This is a genomic window from Kitasatospora sp. NPDC057198 (genome assembly GCF_042670125.1).
GTDB lineage: Bacteria > Actinomycetota > Actinomycetes > Streptomycetales > Streptomycetaceae > Kitasatospora.
This window is the reverse complement of the sequence record NZ_JBHUWH010000037.1, coordinates 1-15,888: the sequence shown is the minus strand read 5'-3', so window position 1 is coordinate 15,888 and position 15,888 is coordinate 1. Positions and strand designations below refer to the sequence as shown.

The window sequence follows — 15,888 nt, the reverse complement described above, 5'->3', positions numbered from 1 at the left end:
GAAGACCGGGTCCGACGGACCGGGCACTGGATACCTTCCAATTCTCGGTGGAGAGCACTCCGAGCGGCAATGATGAAATGACGAACGCGGCCCGAAATCCGTGCTTCTGCCGGATATGTTCCACCCCCTCGACGGGGCCATTCGGCTGACCGGTCGGTGAGCACAGGGTGTACGGCCCGAAACGTTCCGGTGTACGCCCCGCCCCGCGCCCGTGCGCGCCGCCCCTGCCGAACCACCGGGGCCCACAGCTTTCCAGCCACCGCACCGGCCGCACGACGGGCCGGCACACCGGCGGCCCGCCCCGCGCCAGGTGCCCGCCCCGCCACGAGGGCCGCTCCGCTCGGGGGCGCCCCCTCCCCGGAGGTCTTCTCGCCTCCTGGGGCCGTCCTTGCCTTCCGGCGTCGTCCCTACCTCCCCGGAGGCCCTCCTCATCTCCCGGGGGTCGTTCCCGCCCTCCGGGGGTCGTCCTCGCCGTCCGGCGTCGCCCCGCCTCCCGAAGGGCCTCCTCATCTCCCGGAGGTCCTCCCCGCCTCCCGGAGGTCCTCCCCGCCTCCCGGAGGTCGTCTTCACCCCCGGGGGGCCGTCCTCACCCCCGGACGGCGAGGACGAGGGGGAGTACGGCGGTGGCTCCGGCCTGGCGGAGCAGGCGGGCGGCGACCGTCAGCGTCCAGCCCGAGTCCACGAGGTCGTCGACCAGGAGGACCGGGCCCGGCGCGGCGGCCAGCGCCTCGGCCAGACCGGGTGGGAGGGCGAGCGCCCCGGCGACCGAGCGCAGCCGTTGGGCGCTGTTGCTGCGCGGGCCGTGCGGCGGCTCCCCGGTGGCGTACTCGATCCGGCCGAGCAGCGGCATCCGGCCGATCGAGGCCAGGCCGTCGGCCAGGTCGGAGATCAGCCGGGGGCGGGTGGAGGAGTCGAGCGCGACCACCCCGACCGGGCGGTCGAGCCGCTCGCCCTCCGGGCCCGTCGGCCCGGCCCAGCCGCCGGGGCCCCGGGCCCAGTCCGCGACCACCCCGACCATCGCGTCCAGCACCTCGCGCGGCAGCGGCCCGTCCGGGGAGCGCTCGTCCAGCAGCGACCGCAGGCGGCCGCCCCAGCCGATGTCGGACAGCCGGCCCAGGGCGCGCCCCGGCTCGGCCTGCTGGGCCGGGGGGATCCGGCCCTTGAGCGGGACGCCCAGGGACTCCATGCCGGTGGGCCACATCCGCCTGGTCTCGAAGGAGACGCCGGGGCGGCCGAGCGCGGCCCGGGCCGCGTCCAGCGCCTCGCCGGAGACCCCGGCGGAGTGCCGGGGCGGGGAGCAGCGGTCGCACCGGCCGCACGGGGCCGCCTCGGGGTCGTCGAGCTGGCGGCGCAGGAACTCCATCCGGCAGCCCTCGGTGGCCACGTACTCCCGCATCGCCTGCTGCTCGGCCTCCCGGGCCCGTGCGACCTTGGCGTACCGCGCCGCGTCGTACAGCCACGGCTCGCCGGTGGACTCCCAGCCGCCGCGCACCCGGCGCACCGCGCCGTCCACGTCGAGCACCTTGAGCATGGTCTCCAGCCGGGTGCGGCGCAGGTCCACCGAGGTCTCCAGGGCCGCGGTGGAGAGCGGGCGGCCCGCCCCGGACAGCGCGTCCAGCGTGCGGCGGACCTGCTCCTCGGCGGGGAAGCCGATCGAGGCGAAGTACCGCCAGATCGCCTCGTCCTCCCGGCCCGGCAGCAGCAGGACCTCGGCCCGGTCCACACCGCGGCCGGCCCGGCCGACCTGCTGGTAGTAGGCGATCGGGGAGCTCGGCGAGCCGAGGTGCACCACGAAGCCGAGGTCGGGCTTGTCGAAGCCCATGCCGAGCGCGGAGGTGGCGACCAGCGCCTTGACCCGGTTCTCCAGCAGCGCGGACTCGGCCTCGCGGCGCTCCGCGTCCTCGGTCCGTCCGGAGTAGGAGGCGACCTGGTACCCGCGCCTGCGCAGGAACTCGGTGACCTCCTCGGCGGCGGCCACCGTGAGGGTGTACACGATGCCGGAGCCGGGCAGGTCGGGCAGGTGGTCGGCGAGCCAGGCCAGCCGGTGCGCCGGATCGGGCAGCGGCAGCACGGCCAGGCTGAGGCTCTCCCGGTCCAGCGGCCCGCGCAGCACCAGGGCCTGCTCGTCGCCCGCGCCGGTGCCGAGCTGCTCCGCGACGTCCGCGGTGACCCGGGCGTTGGCGGTCGCCGTGGTGGCCAGCACCGGGACGCCGGGGGAGAGTTCGGCGAGCATGGTGCGCAGCCGCCGGTAGTCGGGCCGGAAGTCGTGCCCCCAGTCGGAGATGCAGTGCGCCTCGTCCACCACCAGCAGGCCGGTGGAGGCGGCGAGCTTGGGCAGCACGTTGTCGCGGAAGTCGGGGTTGTTCAGCCGCTCCGGGCTGACCAGGAGGACGTCGACCAGGCCGTCGGCGACCTCCTGCTGGATCTCCGACCACTCCTCGGGGTTGGCCGAGTTGATCGTCCGGGCGCGGATGCCCGCCCGGGCGGCCGAGTCGACCTGGTTGCGCATCAGGGCGAGCAGCGGGGAGACGATCACCGTCGGCCCGGCGCCGCGGGCGCGCAGCAGCGCCGTGGCGATGAAGTAGACGGCGGACTTGCCCCAGCCGGTGCGCTGGACGACCAGGGCTCGGCGGCTGTCCACCACCAGGGCCTCGATGGCCTTCCACTGGTCCTCGCGCAGGGCAGCGGCGGGGCCGGCGAGGTCGCGCAGCACGGCTTCCGCGGCGGCCCGGACGGCGTCGCGGTCGGCGGGTGTGGTCGGGTGGGGTTCGCGCGTCTGCATGAGGTCATGGATACCGTGCGGCACGGACGGATCGCGAATGACGACCTGTGGACAGAGTGGCGTTCATCGGTTGATACACCGTCGAACCATGCTGGGAGCGGCGAAATGTAGGCCATTCGGGGGAGGAGATGCTGAACCCCCCGACTTATCCACAGGGTCGGGCGAATTCTCCGCAACCGGGCGCGATCCGGTCCAAGCTTCCGCCATGACCGCAGACGACCGCACCACCACCCCCGCCCCGCACCCCGGCCACCTCCCGGTCCGGCTGCGCGGCCCCGCCGACATGGCGGAGATGCTTCCCTACCTGCTGGGCTTCTTCCCCGACGACAGCATCGTCGCGGTGGGCCTGCAGGGCACCGCGCTCGACCAGGGAGGCGTGATCCGGATCGACATCCCGGAGGACCCGGCCCAGTGGGAGCGCACGGCGGAGGAGGCCGCCCGGCTGCTGGTCGAGCTGTCCGAACGGCGCGACCGCCGCCCCGTCCAAGTCCTGCTCTACCTCTGCCGGGATCCCGCCGGTCCGGCCCGCTCGCCCGGGGACGGGCACGGCGTGCTGACGGGACTGCGCCCGCTGGCCGCCGCGCTCGCCCGGGCCTTCCAGAACGAGCAGGTGGCCGTCAAGGAGTCGCTCTGCGTCTCGGCCGGCCGCTGGTGGTCCTTCCTGTGCACCGGGGCCGACTGCTGTCCGCCGGACGGCACCCCGGTCCGGGCGGCCCACCAGCCGAGCCCGCTCGCCGTGGCGGCCACGTTCGCCGGGCTCGCCCCGCGGGGCAGCCGCAAGGCGATGGTGGCCGGGCTGGCCCCGATCGGCCCGCCGGGCTCCGAGACGCAGCGCCGGGCCCTGGAGGACGCCGGCCCGCCCTTCGTCCGCGAGCTGGCCGGCCCCGGCGGCCGGGCCGCGACGGTCGAACGCACCGCGGAGCTGCTCGCCGAGGCGATGGCGGAGTTCCGTGCCGGGGCCCGCGAGTTGGACGCGGCCCGCACCGCCCGCCTGCTGATCGGCATGCAGGACAAACTCGGCCGCGACCGCGGCGCCGAGTACGCCGAACCGGACGAACTCGCCGCCGCCCAGCGGCTGTGGCGGTTCCTGATCCAGCGCTGCGTCGACCCGTTCGAACACCTCGCCGTCCCACCGATGACCCTGCTGGCCTGGACGTCCTGGCTGGCCGACGACTCCGCCACGGCCCGGGTCGTCCTGGCCAGGGCCCTGGAACTGGAGCCGGGCTACACCCTGGCCCAGCTCCTCTACGAATCACTGAACTGCGGCATCTCCCCGGACGCCCTGCTCCAGGTGATCCGCCGCGAGCGCGCCGCCAGGCCGCGGGGCGGACCGCTCCCGGGGCTGCCGGAGCCCCCGCCCCCGGCGGCCCCCGCCGACCCGGCGCGCCCCGCGGCCCCCGGCGGGGGAACCGGGGGAGACGGCGGGAGCGCGGGAGCGGTCGCCGACCGCGGCCCCGCCCCCGGGCCCGACGCTGCCCCGGACGGGCCCGCCGGGGGCGACGACCGGCCGGCCGGGCCGTCCGCCCCGTCCACCCCGCCCGCTCCGCCCGCCGCGGCGGTCCGGACCGACGGCCCGTCAGCCGCGGCCGACCGGCCGGAGCACGGGCGCCGCCCGCGTCCACAGCGGACCGCCCCGGCGGACTCCCACCTCCGGCAGGTCCGGAGGCACCGGGGCCGACACGCGATCGGAGACTGACATGCGCATCCCCGCCCAGCGGTGGCGCGGCGCCCGGCTACACCTCGCCGCGCGCCATCCGGATCAGCCGGTCCAGCACCGTCCGGCCGCTGACCCGCACCCCGTCGTGCTCCCACTCGTTGGTGACCCACACCCGGGTGCCGGCCACCGCGTCCGCGGTCTCCAGCGAGTGCGCCGTGTCCACGTACATGTCGTCGTGGTACACCGCCGCGTACACCGGCACCTCGTTCGCCGCCAGGCGCGGCAGGTCGTACAGGTCGGGCCAGTCGGTGCGCTCCGCCAGCAGTTGCGCCGTCCCGCGCAGCGGCCGCAGCGCCGGGTCGGTCTCGAACATCCACGGGTGGATCATCTCGCCGGTGAGCAGCACCGGCCCGTCCCCGGCCAGCGCTGCCTCGGCGTCGAACTCGGGGAACTCCGCGCGCACCCGCTCCGCGGACCAGTCGGTGGCCCCGGGGTCGACCGAGCGCTGCCCGTAGATCGACTCGTGCAGGACGGCGTACAGCGGGTTCTGCGCGAAGGACAGCTGCGACTGCACCCCGGCCAGGAAGGTGTCCGACAGCTCCGGCCCGTCCACCCCCTCGACCCAGGCTTCCTCCAGCAGGTAGTGCAGGACGTAGGAACCGGAGCCGCTGCCCAGCAGGATGCCGAGCGCCTGGAACGCCCGCACGGTCAGCGTCCCGCCGCCGGGGAGGGTCGCGGGCCGCTCCACCAGGTGCGCCGCGATTCGCCGTACCGCCGCCACGTCCTGGGGGAAGCGCGCGTAGTGCCCGGCGTTCTTCCGGGCGACGCGCGGGTAGGCCGCCCGGTAGACCTCGTCCGCCGAGCGGCGCAGCCCGGCCAGCCCGCCGGTGACGAAGGCTTCGCGCAGGTGCTCCGGGGCCAGCGAGAGGTAGGTCAGGGTGCAGAAGCCGCCGAAGCTCTGCCCCAGCAGGCTCCACCTGCCGTCGGCGCCGAGCAGTTGCCGGCGGATCAGTTCGGCGTCCCGGACGATCGAGTCGGCCCGGAAGTGCGCCAGGTACTCGGCCTGCTGCCGGGCGTCGCCGCGCCGGGCCAGGGTCTGGCGGTTGGCGGGGGTGGAGCGGCCGGTGCCCCGCTGGTCCAGCAGCAGCACCCGGTAGTCGTCCAGCGCCCGGTCCAGCCAGCCGTCCCGGCCCATCGGCCGGTTGGCCTTCCCGCCGGGCCCGCCCTGCAGGTACACCAGCCAAGGGAGTTCGTCGTGCTCGCGTCCGGCGGCCACCACCTCGCGGGCGTAGACCTCGATCGCCTCGCCGCCGGGGGCACTGTGGTCCAGCGGCACCCGGAAGACGTGGTCGGTGGTGACGATCCCGGGGATGCGGCTGAGGGAGGACATGCAACTCCTAGGTGCGAGCTGGTCACAGGCTGGTCGCGACGCCGATTGCCGGGGTCACCGGTGCGATCGCCGTCGTTCTCGCACCGTATCCTGACGTCGGACAGGAGCCGCCGGGGGGCGTCCGCCGCGTGCGGAGACCCCCGAACGGCACCACGGCACAGCGGGCGCTCCGGGTGCCGGTCGCGGAGCACCGAACGACCGTCGGCCCGCGACCCCCTCCGCACGGGCGTCCGCCGCACGGGCGTGACCTGGGGCAGGTGTGGGGCGTTCATTCTGCGGAACGCCGCCACCCGAACCGGTACGACCGGGCCGACCGTGCGGGGCACCGGCCACGCGTCGCTCGACCCGGCGCGGCCGGCCCCCGGACGACCCCGGCGGTCCGGTCCGACCGGAGTCAGAGCCGCGTGTTCCGGCGGCAGAGCAGCACAGTCCGCGATCGAGCACGCTCGCGGCCGACCGAGCCCGCAGCCCTCGGCCGGTCGGGGGGAGGAGAGCCCGGTGACCGACCCAAGGCCACCCCACGCAGCGCCCCAACCGCTGCCGTCCGCCGGCCCGCCGGCCCCGGGGGACACCCCGGTGCCGCCCGCCCGCCCGGCGGCCCCTCCGCCACCCCGTCAGGCCACACCCCCGTACGGCACGCCCGCGGGCCCCCTCCCCGGAACGCCCGGCGCGGGCCCGGCGGTTCCCGGCCCCCCGCCGCACGGAGCACCCCCGTACGGCGCCCCGACCCCCGGCACCCCGCCGTACGGCACCCCGTCGGGCGCTGCCCACCCGTATCCGGCCCCGGTCGGCACCCCGCCGTACGGCACGCCCACCGGCGGGGCCCCCTACGGGCCCGGAGGCACCCCGCCGTACGGCACCGCGGTGCGGCCCGCCCCGGGCCACCCGGCGCCGGGGCGCGGCGGCCCGGCACCGCGGGCCGACCACCCGTCGGCCCCGGGCGGCCCGCAGGGGGCCAGGTCGGAGCAGGTAGCGGGCGCGCCCGCAGCCGGCCCGGCCCGGCCCTCCGGCCAGGCGCCCCAGCCGCCGCGGCCGCAGCCCTCCGCCGCGCACGACGTCCTGTGCGTCAACGCCCCCGGCATGGCGGCCTCCGGGCCGGACGGCCAGCTCCGGGGCCAGGGCCTGCACGGCTTCTTCCGGCACGGCGTGCGCACCCTGGCCCGGATGGAGCTGCGGCTGGGCGGCATGGAGCCGCTCTCGCTCCAAGGCACCCTGACCTCCGCCGCCGCGGCCCGGTTCGTCGGCTCGGTCCGGGTGCCGGGAGACCTCGACCCGGATCCGGCGCTGACCGTCGAACGGCTGCGGCACGCCGACGGCGCGGAGACGGTGACCGTCCGCAACACGGGCGCCCGCCCGGCCCGGCTGCCGCTGGAGATCGCGCTCGGCACCGACCTCGGCCTGCTCACCGACATCGCCGCGGGCCGCCGCTCGGCCGACCTGCCGGGCCAGGTCCAGTCCTCCGGCCTGCGCTGGGTCGGCCAGGGCCGGGCGGCCACCGTCAGCGCACGGCCCTCGCCGCACGCGGTGCTGGCCGGCGCGGGCGTGCTGCGCTGGGACTTGGAGATCCAGCCCGGCGCCCGCTGGTCGGTCGACCTGCGGGCCGAGCTGGAGACGCCCTCGACGGGGCGGCCGCCGACCGGGCGCGGCCCCGGCGTACCGCTGCCCTGGTCCGAGCCCGAGGTCCGGGCCGACGACCGCCGGGCTGCCCGCCTGGTCGCCCGCGCCCTGGACTCGCTCGGCGGGCTGCTGCTCGCCGACGCGGACCGGCCGACCGACCTCTACACCGCCTCGGGCGCGCCCTGGCGCTTCGGCCTCACCGCCGCCGACGCGCTGTGGGCGGCCCGGATGACCCTGCCGCTCGGCACCCGGCTCGCCGCCGGCACCCTGCGGGCGGTCGCCCGCCGCCAGCACCAGGCGACCCCACCGACCGCTGCCGCGTCCCAAGGTGACGCCGCGTCGGCCCCGGAGGGCGCCGTCCCGGCCGGGCCGGCGCCGGGGCAGGCCCCCGGCGCCTCCGGCGGGGCGAACCCGTCCGGTGGCGAGACCGGAGCCCCGGCCCAGGCGATGGACGGGGTGGTCCCCGGCCCGCTGCGGCACGGCGGCCCCGAACTGCCGGCCACCTGCACCGCGACGGAGGCGACCCTGCTGTTCGTCACGGTGCTGGCGGAGGCGTGGCGCTGGGGCATGCCCCGGGCCGAGGTCGCCGAGCTGCTCCCGGCGGCCGAGCGGGCGCTCGGCGCGCTGCGGGCCGCGGTGGTGGCCGAGGGGACGGACGGCTCGGTCGGGTTCGTCGCCGACTTCGGCCGCCCGGCGGAGGAGCGCGCCGCGCGGCCCGGACCGGCCCGGTGCGAGGTCCAGGCCCAGGCCCACCGGGCGGCCCTCCAGGGCGCCGACCTGCTGGACGCCTTCGACCGGCCGGGCGCGGCGCAGTGGCGCTCCTGGGCGGCCGAACTGCGGGAACGGTTCCGCGAGCAGTTCTGGATCGACGACCTCTCCGGCGGCCGCCCGGCCGCCGCCCTGCTGGCCCCGGACCGGCCGGTGCCGGCCGTCGCCTCCACCCTGGTCCACCTCTTCGACCCGGGCCTGGCCGCCGAGGGCGAGCTGCACGAGGGCCTGCTCGACCGCGAGCAGACCAGGGTGCTGGCCCAGCGCCTGGTGACCCCGGAACTCGACTGCGGCTGGGGCCTGCGCACGCTGAGCGCGAAGTCCCCCCGCTTCAACCCGCTCGGCCACCGCAGCGGTGCGGTCCGGGTCCAGGAGACCGCGCTCGCGGTCAGCGGCCTGGTGGACGCGGGCTTCGAGCGGGAGGCCGAAATACTGCTGGAGGGCCTGCTGGAGGCGTCCGTGCACTTCGAGGGCCGCCTGCCGGAGATGTACGCCGGCGAGCAGAAGGTCGCCGACTGCCCGCCCGTCCCGCACCCGGCGGCCTGCCGCCCGGCCGCGGTCTCCGCGGCGGCCGCCGTCCACCTGGTGCTCTCGCTGGCGGGCGTCCGTCCCGACGTCCCGTCAGGGCGGGTGGCCACCCGCCCGGCGAGCACCGCCCCCCTGGGCGCACTGGAACTGACCGGCCTGCGGGTGGCCGGCGAGCCCTTCTCGGTCCGGGTCAGCCGGATCGGCGTCGCGGTCGTGGAGGAGGCGCCGTCGTTCCTGCAGCTCGCCGCCGGCTGAGCACCCCGGCGGATGGGAAGAGCCGTCGGCGAATGGGAGGAGCCGTCGGCGGGTGGGAGGAGCCGTCGGCGGGTGGGAGGAGCCTCCGCCGGGAGCGGGCCGCCGGAGGGGAAAAGCCGCTGTGGTCTGTGATTATCGTCAGAGAGACGACTAAGATCAGCCGCATGTCGCGTTATGACCCGTCGGCCTTCCCCCCGTTCGCAGTCACGGTTGACCTCGTGGTGCTGACGGTGCGCGACCACGAGCTGTGCGCCCTGCTGGTGAAGCGCGGCGAGGCCCCCTTCCAGGGGTACTGGGCGCTGCCGGGCGGCTTCGTGCGGCTGGACGAGGGGCTGGCCGAGGCGGCCTCCCGCGAGCTGGCGGAGGAGACCGGGCTGCGCGCCCAGTCGCTCCCGGGCAGCCTCCCGGCCGGGCAGACCCCCGCCGGGGTGCACCTGGAGCAACTCGCCACCTACGGGCACCCGCAGCGTGACCCGCGGATGCGGGTGGTGAGCGTCGCCCACCTGGTCCTCGCCCCGGACCTGCCGTCGCCCCGCGCGGGCGGCGACGCCAGCAGCGCCCGGTGGGCACCGGTGGGCGAACTGCTCGGCAAGGAGCAGGGGGACGGGGTACCGCTTGCGTTCGACCACGGCCGGATCCTGGCGGACGGGGTGGAGCGCGCCAGGTCCAAGATCGAGTACTCCTCGCTGGCCACGGCCTTCTGCCCCCCCGAGTTCACCGTCGGGGAGCTGCGCCGGGTCTACGAAGCGGTGTGGGGCGTGGTGCTCGACCCGCGCAACTTCCACCGCAAGGTGACCGGCACCCCCGGCTTCCTGCTGCCCTCCGGCGGCACCACGACCCGTCAGGGCGGCCGCCCCGCCCAGCTGTTCACCGCCGGCGGCGCCACCCTGCTCAACCCCCCGATGCTGCGCCCCGAAGCCTGAAGCCGGCCCCCGCTCCGGGGGAGCGGTCGAGTCCGTTGCGCCCCAAGGGTGGTGACGGTTCGTGAGGAAGGCGTCAGTGCGGCGCCGGGGCTGTCCCCTGTACGGGTGAGGTCGGCGCCCACGCCGTCCACGACCCATCCGTAATGCCTGGTTTCACCGCTTCCGCGTCCTACTGTGCAGGCTCAGGCCAGAAGGACACCCCCGGTCTGTCGGCGGGCGAGGGAGCGGGCAGCGATGATCCAGATCACCGGACTGACCAAGGCGTACCGGCGGGGGCGGCCCCCCGCGCTGCTGGACCTCACCTTCGAGGCCCGCCCGGGAACGGTCACCGTGCTGCTCGGGGACGAGGGCGCGGGCAAGACGACCGCGCTCCGGCTGATGGTGGAACTGGAGCGGGGCCACGGCCTCACCCTCTTCGACGGCCGGACGTACCGGCGGATCCGGCGCCCGGAGCGGGAGATCGGCGTCCTGCTGGCCACCGGCCGCCCGGAGGCCGGGCACCCCGGCCAGCGCGCCCGGTCCCACCTGCGGATGCTGGCCGGCACGGTCGGCGTCCCGGCCCGCCGGGCCGACGACCTGCTGGAGCAGACCCGGCTCGCCGCCGTCGCCGACCACCGGATCGGCACCTTCTCGCCCGGCATGCACCGCCGTCTCGCGCTGGCCGCCGCCCTGCTCGGCAACCCCTCCACGCTGCTGCTGGACGCCCCCACCGAGGGCCTGTCCCCGAGCAACGAGGAGTGGTTCGGGGCCTTCCTGCGCTCCTTCGCCCTCTCGGGCGGCACCGTGCTGGCGACCACCCGCGCCCCCGAGGAGGCCGCCGCGCTCGCCGACCGGGTGGTCACCCTGGACGCGGGCCGACTGGCCGCCGACCAGCCGGTGGTGGAGTTCCGCCGCACCAGGCTGCACCCCGAAGTACTGGTCCGGGGCCCGCAGATGGCCCGCCTCGCCGACCTGCTGTCCGCCCAGGGCGGTCAAGTCCGGCGGGACGGCGGCGCCGGCCTCGCGGTGAGCGGCATCGACCGCACCGAGATCGGTGAACTCGCCTACCGCAACGGCATCCTGCTGCACGAGCTGGCCGACCGGGTGGTGCAGCGCCCCGCCTCCTACCCGTCCGCCCTGCCCAGCGGCTCGGGGCGCTCCGGCCAGGTGTCGATCCGGACGGTCCGCCAGGCGGCCCCGGAGCAGGCGGCCCCGGAGGGGGCGGACGACCGGCGGCCCGCGACCGTCGGCCGTCCGGCCGGGCCGGAGCCGGAGCGCCAACTCGACCACCGGGGCCTGCAGGCCGGCCGCTGGGCCGCCGCCGCGCTCGCGCCGGACCTGCCCGCGCCGAGCCTGCCCGTGCCGAGCCTGCCCGCACCGGACCCGTCCACCCGGGTAGCGGCCCCGGCCGCCGTCCAGGCCCCGGTCGTGCCCGCCCCGGCGTCCCAAGTGCCCCCGGCCCCCGCGGAACCCCGGACGCTCCCGGCCCCCGCCGTCGACCTGACCAGGCGCACCCCACGCGGGGCGTCCGCCCTCGGCGGCTCGGCGGTCCGTCCGACAGCACGTCCCGCGGGGCCGGGAGCGGACGGGCCGGAGCCTGGGCCGGGGGTGGCCGACGCCGAGCACCTGGCGGCCAACCCGACCGACGCGGAACTGCTGACTCCCGCCCGGATCGGGGGAGTCGGGCGGCGTCCCGCCCCGGTGCGCCCCTTCCCGGGGCGCCCGTGGTCGGCGGGGGCCACCGGGCTGCGTCCGGCCGAACCGGCGGGGCGCTCGCGGGAGCCGGGCGGGGAGCGGCCCGCCGTCGCGGGTGCGGCGGATCCGCGAGGGGCGGCGCACAGCGGCGCCGCCGACGACGAGAACGGGAGTGAGTGACCGTGCGGGTGGTGGCGAGTGAGGTGCGTCGGCTGCGCGGGGTGCGCTCCACGTGGGTGGTGGTCGCGGGCGCGCTGGTGCTGAACGCGGCGGTGGCGGCGTTCACCGCGACCCGGCTGCCGGCCGGGGAGTTGGCGGTGCCGGACGCGGTGCGTTCGGTCGCGGCGGTGGTGCCGGCCCTGCCGCTGCCGCTGACCGCGCTCGCGGCGGCGGTGCTCGGCGCGCTGGCCTACGGCAACGAGATCCGCTGGCCCGGCCTGCCCGCCTCGCGGGTGACCGCGGGCCGCCGGCTGACCGCGCTGCTGGCGAAGTCGCTGGTGGTGGGCGCGGCGGCGCTCCTGCTGGCGGTGGCCGCCCTCGGCGCGAACGTCCTCGCGGTGTGGCTCGCACTGCCCGCCGGGGTGGACGCCTCGCCCCTGTTCGACCCGTCCGGCCTGCCCGCCGCCCCGTTCGCGGCGGGCGGCGCCGGCCGTCCGCTGGCCGCGTTCCTGGCGCTGTCGGTGGCGGGCGGCTGGGCGGGCCTGCTGATCACCTCGCTGGTGCGCAGCGCCGTCGTCGGCGTCCTGCTGACCGGCGCGCTGCCCGCCCTGCTGGAGCCCACCGCCGGTCTGCTGCTGCACCGTACGGGCCGCAACTGGCCGGTCTGGGTACGGGAGTTGCTGCCCTTCCAGTACGGCCTGGACTGGGTCCGCAGCGCCGCCGACCGGACCGCGGGCGCGCTGGACGGCGTGGTGCTGGCCGCGCTGCTGGCCCCCGCCGCGATGCTGGTGCTGGCTGCGGTGCTGGTCCAGTCGCGCCGCCGGAGCCTGTGACCCGGGCGGGGGCGCCGCGGCCCGCCCGGCCGGAAGAGCAGGCGGCCGGGAGAGCAGGCGGCCGGAGAGCAGGCGGGCGCGAGGGCAGGCGGGGAGGGCCGGGGAGCGGCGCCGGGAAGGGCCCTGACGGCGTGACAGCAGGGGCGGGAGAAAACCGCCGGGGGAAACAGCACGGGATGACCGGTATGAGCATTTACGACTGATAAGAAGTCAATTATCCAGACACGGTCGATCACCCTTTCGTGTGCTTTTCAGGAGAATGCTCAAGGCGGCTCCGCCGATCGCCGACAAAGGATGGCGTGAGTACCCTTGCGCACCCCACCGTGACCGCCGCTCGCCAGGCCGAGTCGATCTCCGCCTCCGAGTTGGACCGTTTCCCGTACGCCGACCGCCCCACCCCGCCCGCCCCCCGTTGGGAGGGGGCGGAGGGCGACCTCGCCCGGGTCGGCCGGAAGACCACCAGCAGCCGCGGCCGCGGCCTGCACGGCCAGCTGGTCCAGCAGCTCGGCCAGATGATCGTCTCCGGCGACCTGGGCGCCGACCGCCCGCTGGTGCCGGAGGAGATCGGCCAGCGCTTCGAGGTCTCCCGCACCGTGGTGCGCGAGTCGCTCCGGGTGCTGGAGGCCAAGGGCCTGGTCTCGGCCCGGCCGAACGTCGGCACCCGGGTCCGCCCGGTGAGCGACTGGAACCTGCTCGACCCCGACATCATCGAGTGGCGCGCCTTCGGCCCGCAGCGCGACGAGCAGCGCCGCGAGCTGTTCGAGCTGCGCTGGGCGATCGAGCCGCTGGCCGCGCGGCTGGCCGCCGGGCACGGCCGGGAGGACGTCCAGCACCGGCTGGTCGAGCTGACCGAGATCATGGGCCAGGCCGGCGGCCAGGGCGACCTGGTCAGCTACTCCCGGGCCGACGCCGAGCTGCACGGGCTGGTGCTGCAGATGGCCGGGAACCGGATGCTGGAGCACCTGTCCGGGATCGTGGCCGGCGCGCTCCAGGTCTCCGGCGGCTCCGGCACCACCTGCGAGCGCCCGTCCGAGTCGGCGGTCAGCCTGCACGCCCGGTTGGTGGACGCGCTCGGCACCGGTGACGGCACCGCCGCCGAGGCCGCCGTCCGCGCGCTGCTCACCGTCCACCCGGACATCGAGCACTCCGTCCCCGCACCGCGCGAGCACTGAGCGGTCCACCCCGACCGCCGCTCCGACCGGATGGCCCTTCTGCTGCCCCACCCGCGCAGCCGAGGGGCCATCGGCGCTCCGGGGCCGCGCCCGACCGGGCCCCGCCGCGGAAGCCCCGGGCCCCGACCGGGCCCCGACCGGGCCGCGACCGGGCGCCGACCAGGCGCCGACCGGGCCCCGACCGGGTCCCGACCGGGTCCCGGACGCGCCCCGCGGATAGGCCGCTCGGGGCAGCCCGTACCGGCCGCCGGGTGGTGTGACGGGCGCCACGACGGGCATGCGTAACACTTGAGGGGCGGCAGCGATGTGTACGGAGCGGAAGCAGCTCCGGAATATCACCACAAGCCAGCTGGCTGTGTTGGTCCGCGGCGCTGCTGCCGTCCTGCAGACCCCGGTCACCGTCCACCCGCCCGAGCCCGAGCAGTCGGGCCGGTCGGTGCGGGTTCGTGTCCACTCATCGTCCGAGAGGTTGTTCGTGTCGGCCAGCACATCCCGTTCGCTTCCCCCCGAGATCGCCGAGTCCGCGGCACTGCTGGCGCTCATCGAGCGGGGCAAGGCCCAGGGGCAGATCGCCGGTGACGACGTGCGCCACGCGTTCGAGGCGGACCAGATCCCGGTCACCAAGTGGAAGAACGTCATGCGCAGCCTCAACCAGGTGCTGATTGAGGAGGGGGTGGAGCTGATGGTCAGCGCGGCCGAGCCGGCCGGCGCCAAGCGCAAGAGCGTCGCGGCCAAGAGCACCACCAAGCGCACCGCGACCAAGGCGGTCACCACCCGCACGCCGGTCGCCCAGACCAAGCCCCCGGTGCGGATCGCCCCCGCGGCGAACATCGCCCCGCCCGCCTCCGTGTCCGCTTCGGTGGCCAGCGCCGAGGTCACCGTCGTCGAGACCATCGACGTCGCCGAGGCCAAGGCCGCCGTCAAGAAGGCCGCCGCCCCGGCGAAGAAGGCGGCGGCCAAGAAGGCTGCCGCCCCCGCCAAGAAGACCGCCGCCAAGAAGACCGCCGCCGCCGCGAAGCCCGGTGCCAAGGGCGACGAGGAGATCATCGGCGAGGAGGAGCTCCTCGAGGACGTGGCCCTGCCCGGTGACGGCAAGGAGGGCGAGGCCGAGGAGGAGACCGACCAGGGCTTCGTGCTCTCGGACGACGACGAGGACGACGCCCCGGCCCAGCAGGTCGCCGTGGCCGGTGCCACCGCCGACCCGGTCAAGGACTACCTCAAGCAGATCGGCAAGGTCCCGCTGCTCAACGCCGAGCAGGAGGTCGAGCTCGCCAAGCGGATCGAGGCCGGCCTGTTCGCCGAGGACAAGCTGAGCCAGGCCGACAAGCTCGCCCCGAAGCTCAAGCGCGAGCTGGAGATCATCGCCGAGGACGGCCGCCGCGCCAAGAACCACCTGCTGGAGGCCAACCTCCGCCTGGTGGTCTCGCTGGCCAAGCGCTACACCGGCCGCGGCATGCTCTTCCTGGACCTGATCCAGGAGGGCAACCTCGGTCTGATCCGCGCGGTCGAGAAGTTCGACTACACCAAGGGCTACAAGTTCTCCACCTACGCGACCTGGTGGATCCGGCAGGCGATCACCCGCGCCATGGCCGACCAGGCCCGCACCATCCGCATCCCGGTGCACATGGTCGAGGTCATCAACAAGCTGGCCCGCGTGCAGCGCCAGATGCTCCAGGACCTGGGCCGCGAGCCCACCCCGGAGGAGCTGGCCAAGGAACTCGACATGACCCCCGAGAAGGTCATCGAGGTCCAGAAGTACGGCCGCGAGCCGATCTCGCTGCACACCCCGCTCGGCGAGGACGGCGACAGCGAGTTCGGTGACCTGATCGAGGACTCCGAGGCGGTCGTCCCGGCCGACGCGGTCTCCTTCACCCTGCTCCAGGAGCAGCTGCACTCCGTGCTGGACACCCTGTCCGAGCGCGAGGCGGGCGTGGTCTCGATGCGCTTCGGTCTGACCGACGGCCAGCCGAAGACGCTGGACGAGATCGGCAAGGTCTACGGCGTGACCCGCGAGCGGATCCGCCAGATCGAGTCCAAGACCATGTCGAAGCTGCGCCACCCGTCGCGCTCCCAGGTGCTGCGCGACTACCTGGACTGATCCGGCAACCCCGGGCACCGCGCGAACGGGCC

General features: G+C 76.2%; 9 protein-coding genes. 7 read left to right on the top strand and 2 right to left on the bottom strand.

All coding sequences use genetic code 11. From position 1 onward, the window contains the following. Positions 1-586: 586 nt before the first annotated feature. Positions 587-2,782, bottom strand: a complete 2,196-nt coding sequence (locus ACFUEL_RS07030; protein WP_380235004.1) for a RecQ family ATP-dependent DNA helicase — start codon at positions 2,780-2,782, stop codon at positions 587-589. Positions 2,783-2,987: 205 nt separating this feature from the next. Between ACFUEL_RS07030 and ACFUEL_RS07025 the strand changes: the two genes are divergently transcribed. Next, positions 2,988-4,478, top strand: a complete 1,491-nt coding sequence (locus ACFUEL_RS07025; protein ID WP_380235003.1) for a DUF4192 domain-containing protein — start codon at positions 2,988-2,990, stop codon at positions 4,476-4,478. Positions 4,479-4,515: 37 nt separating this feature from the next. Here ACFUEL_RS07025 and ACFUEL_RS07020 read toward each other — a convergent pair whose 3' ends face one another. Next, complete coding sequence (locus ACFUEL_RS07020; RefSeq protein ID WP_380235002.1) at positions 4,516-5,829, bottom strand: alpha/beta fold hydrolase; 1,314 nt, start codon at positions 5,827-5,829, stop codon at positions 4,516-4,518. Positions 5,830-6,693: 864 nt separating this feature from the next. Between ACFUEL_RS07020 and ACFUEL_RS07015 the strand changes: the two genes are divergently transcribed. From ACFUEL_RS07015 to ACFUEL_RS06990, 6 genes are all read left to right on the top strand, one after another. Continuing rightward, the gene (locus ACFUEL_RS07015) at positions 6,694-8,997 is read left to right on the top strand and encodes a glycogen debranching N-terminal domain-containing protein (RefSeq protein ID WP_380235001.1); all 2,304 of its coding nucleotides are present in this window, start codon (positions 6,694-6,696) and stop codon (positions 8,995-8,997) included. A gap of 164 nt (positions 8,998-9,161) precedes the next feature. Further along, on the top strand, positions 9,162-9,920 hold the full coding sequence (locus tag ACFUEL_RS07010; RefSeq protein WP_380235000.1) for an NUDIX domain-containing protein: 759 nt from the start codon (positions 9,162-9,164) through the stop codon (positions 9,918-9,920). A gap of 234 nt (positions 9,921-10,154) precedes the next feature. Continuing rightward, on the top strand, positions 10,155-11,774 hold the full coding sequence (locus ACFUEL_RS07005; RefSeq protein ID WP_380234999.1) for an ATP-binding cassette domain-containing protein: 1,620 nt from the start codon (positions 10,155-10,157) through the stop codon (positions 11,772-11,774). Between the two features lie 11 nt (positions 11,775-11,785). Further along, positions 11,786-12,586: a hypothetical protein gene (locus tag ACFUEL_RS07000; RefSeq protein ID WP_380234997.1), complete on the top strand. Its 801-nt coding sequence runs from the start codon at positions 11,786-11,788 to the stop codon at positions 12,584-12,586. Positions 12,587-12,885: 299 nt separating this feature from the next. Next, positions 12,886-13,758 (top strand): FadR/GntR family transcriptional regulator, encoded by an 873-nt coding sequence (locus ACFUEL_RS06995; protein WP_380234996.1) that lies wholly within the window; start codon positions 12,886-12,888, stop codon positions 13,756-13,758. A gap of 475 nt (positions 13,759-14,233) precedes the next feature. After that, positions 14,234-15,856, top strand: a complete 1,623-nt coding sequence (locus ACFUEL_RS06990; RefSeq protein WP_380234995.1) for an RNA polymerase sigma factor — start codon at positions 14,234-14,236, stop codon at positions 15,854-15,856. Positions 15,857-15,888 lie beyond the last annotated feature (32 nt).

Coding starts and splice junctions, on each gene's coding strand:
- ACFUEL_RS07030 (WP_380235004.1), bottom strand. CDS start 2,782: ATGCAGACGCGCGAACCCCACCCGACCACACCCGCCGACCGCGACGCC.
- ACFUEL_RS07020 (WP_380235002.1), bottom strand. CDS start 5,829: ATGTCCTCCCTCAGCCGCATCCCCGGGATCGTCACCACCGACCACGTC.
- ACFUEL_RS07005 (WP_380234999.1), top strand. CDS start 10,155: ATGATCCAGATCACCGGACTGACCAAGGCGTACCGGCGGGGGCGGCCC.
- ACFUEL_RS07025 (WP_380235003.1), top strand. CDS start 2,988: ATGACCGCAGACGACCGCACCACCACCCCCGCCCCGCACCCCGGCCAC.
- ACFUEL_RS07010 (WP_380235000.1), top strand. CDS start 9,162: ATGTCGCGTTATGACCCGTCGGCCTTCCCCCCGTTCGCAGTCACGGTT.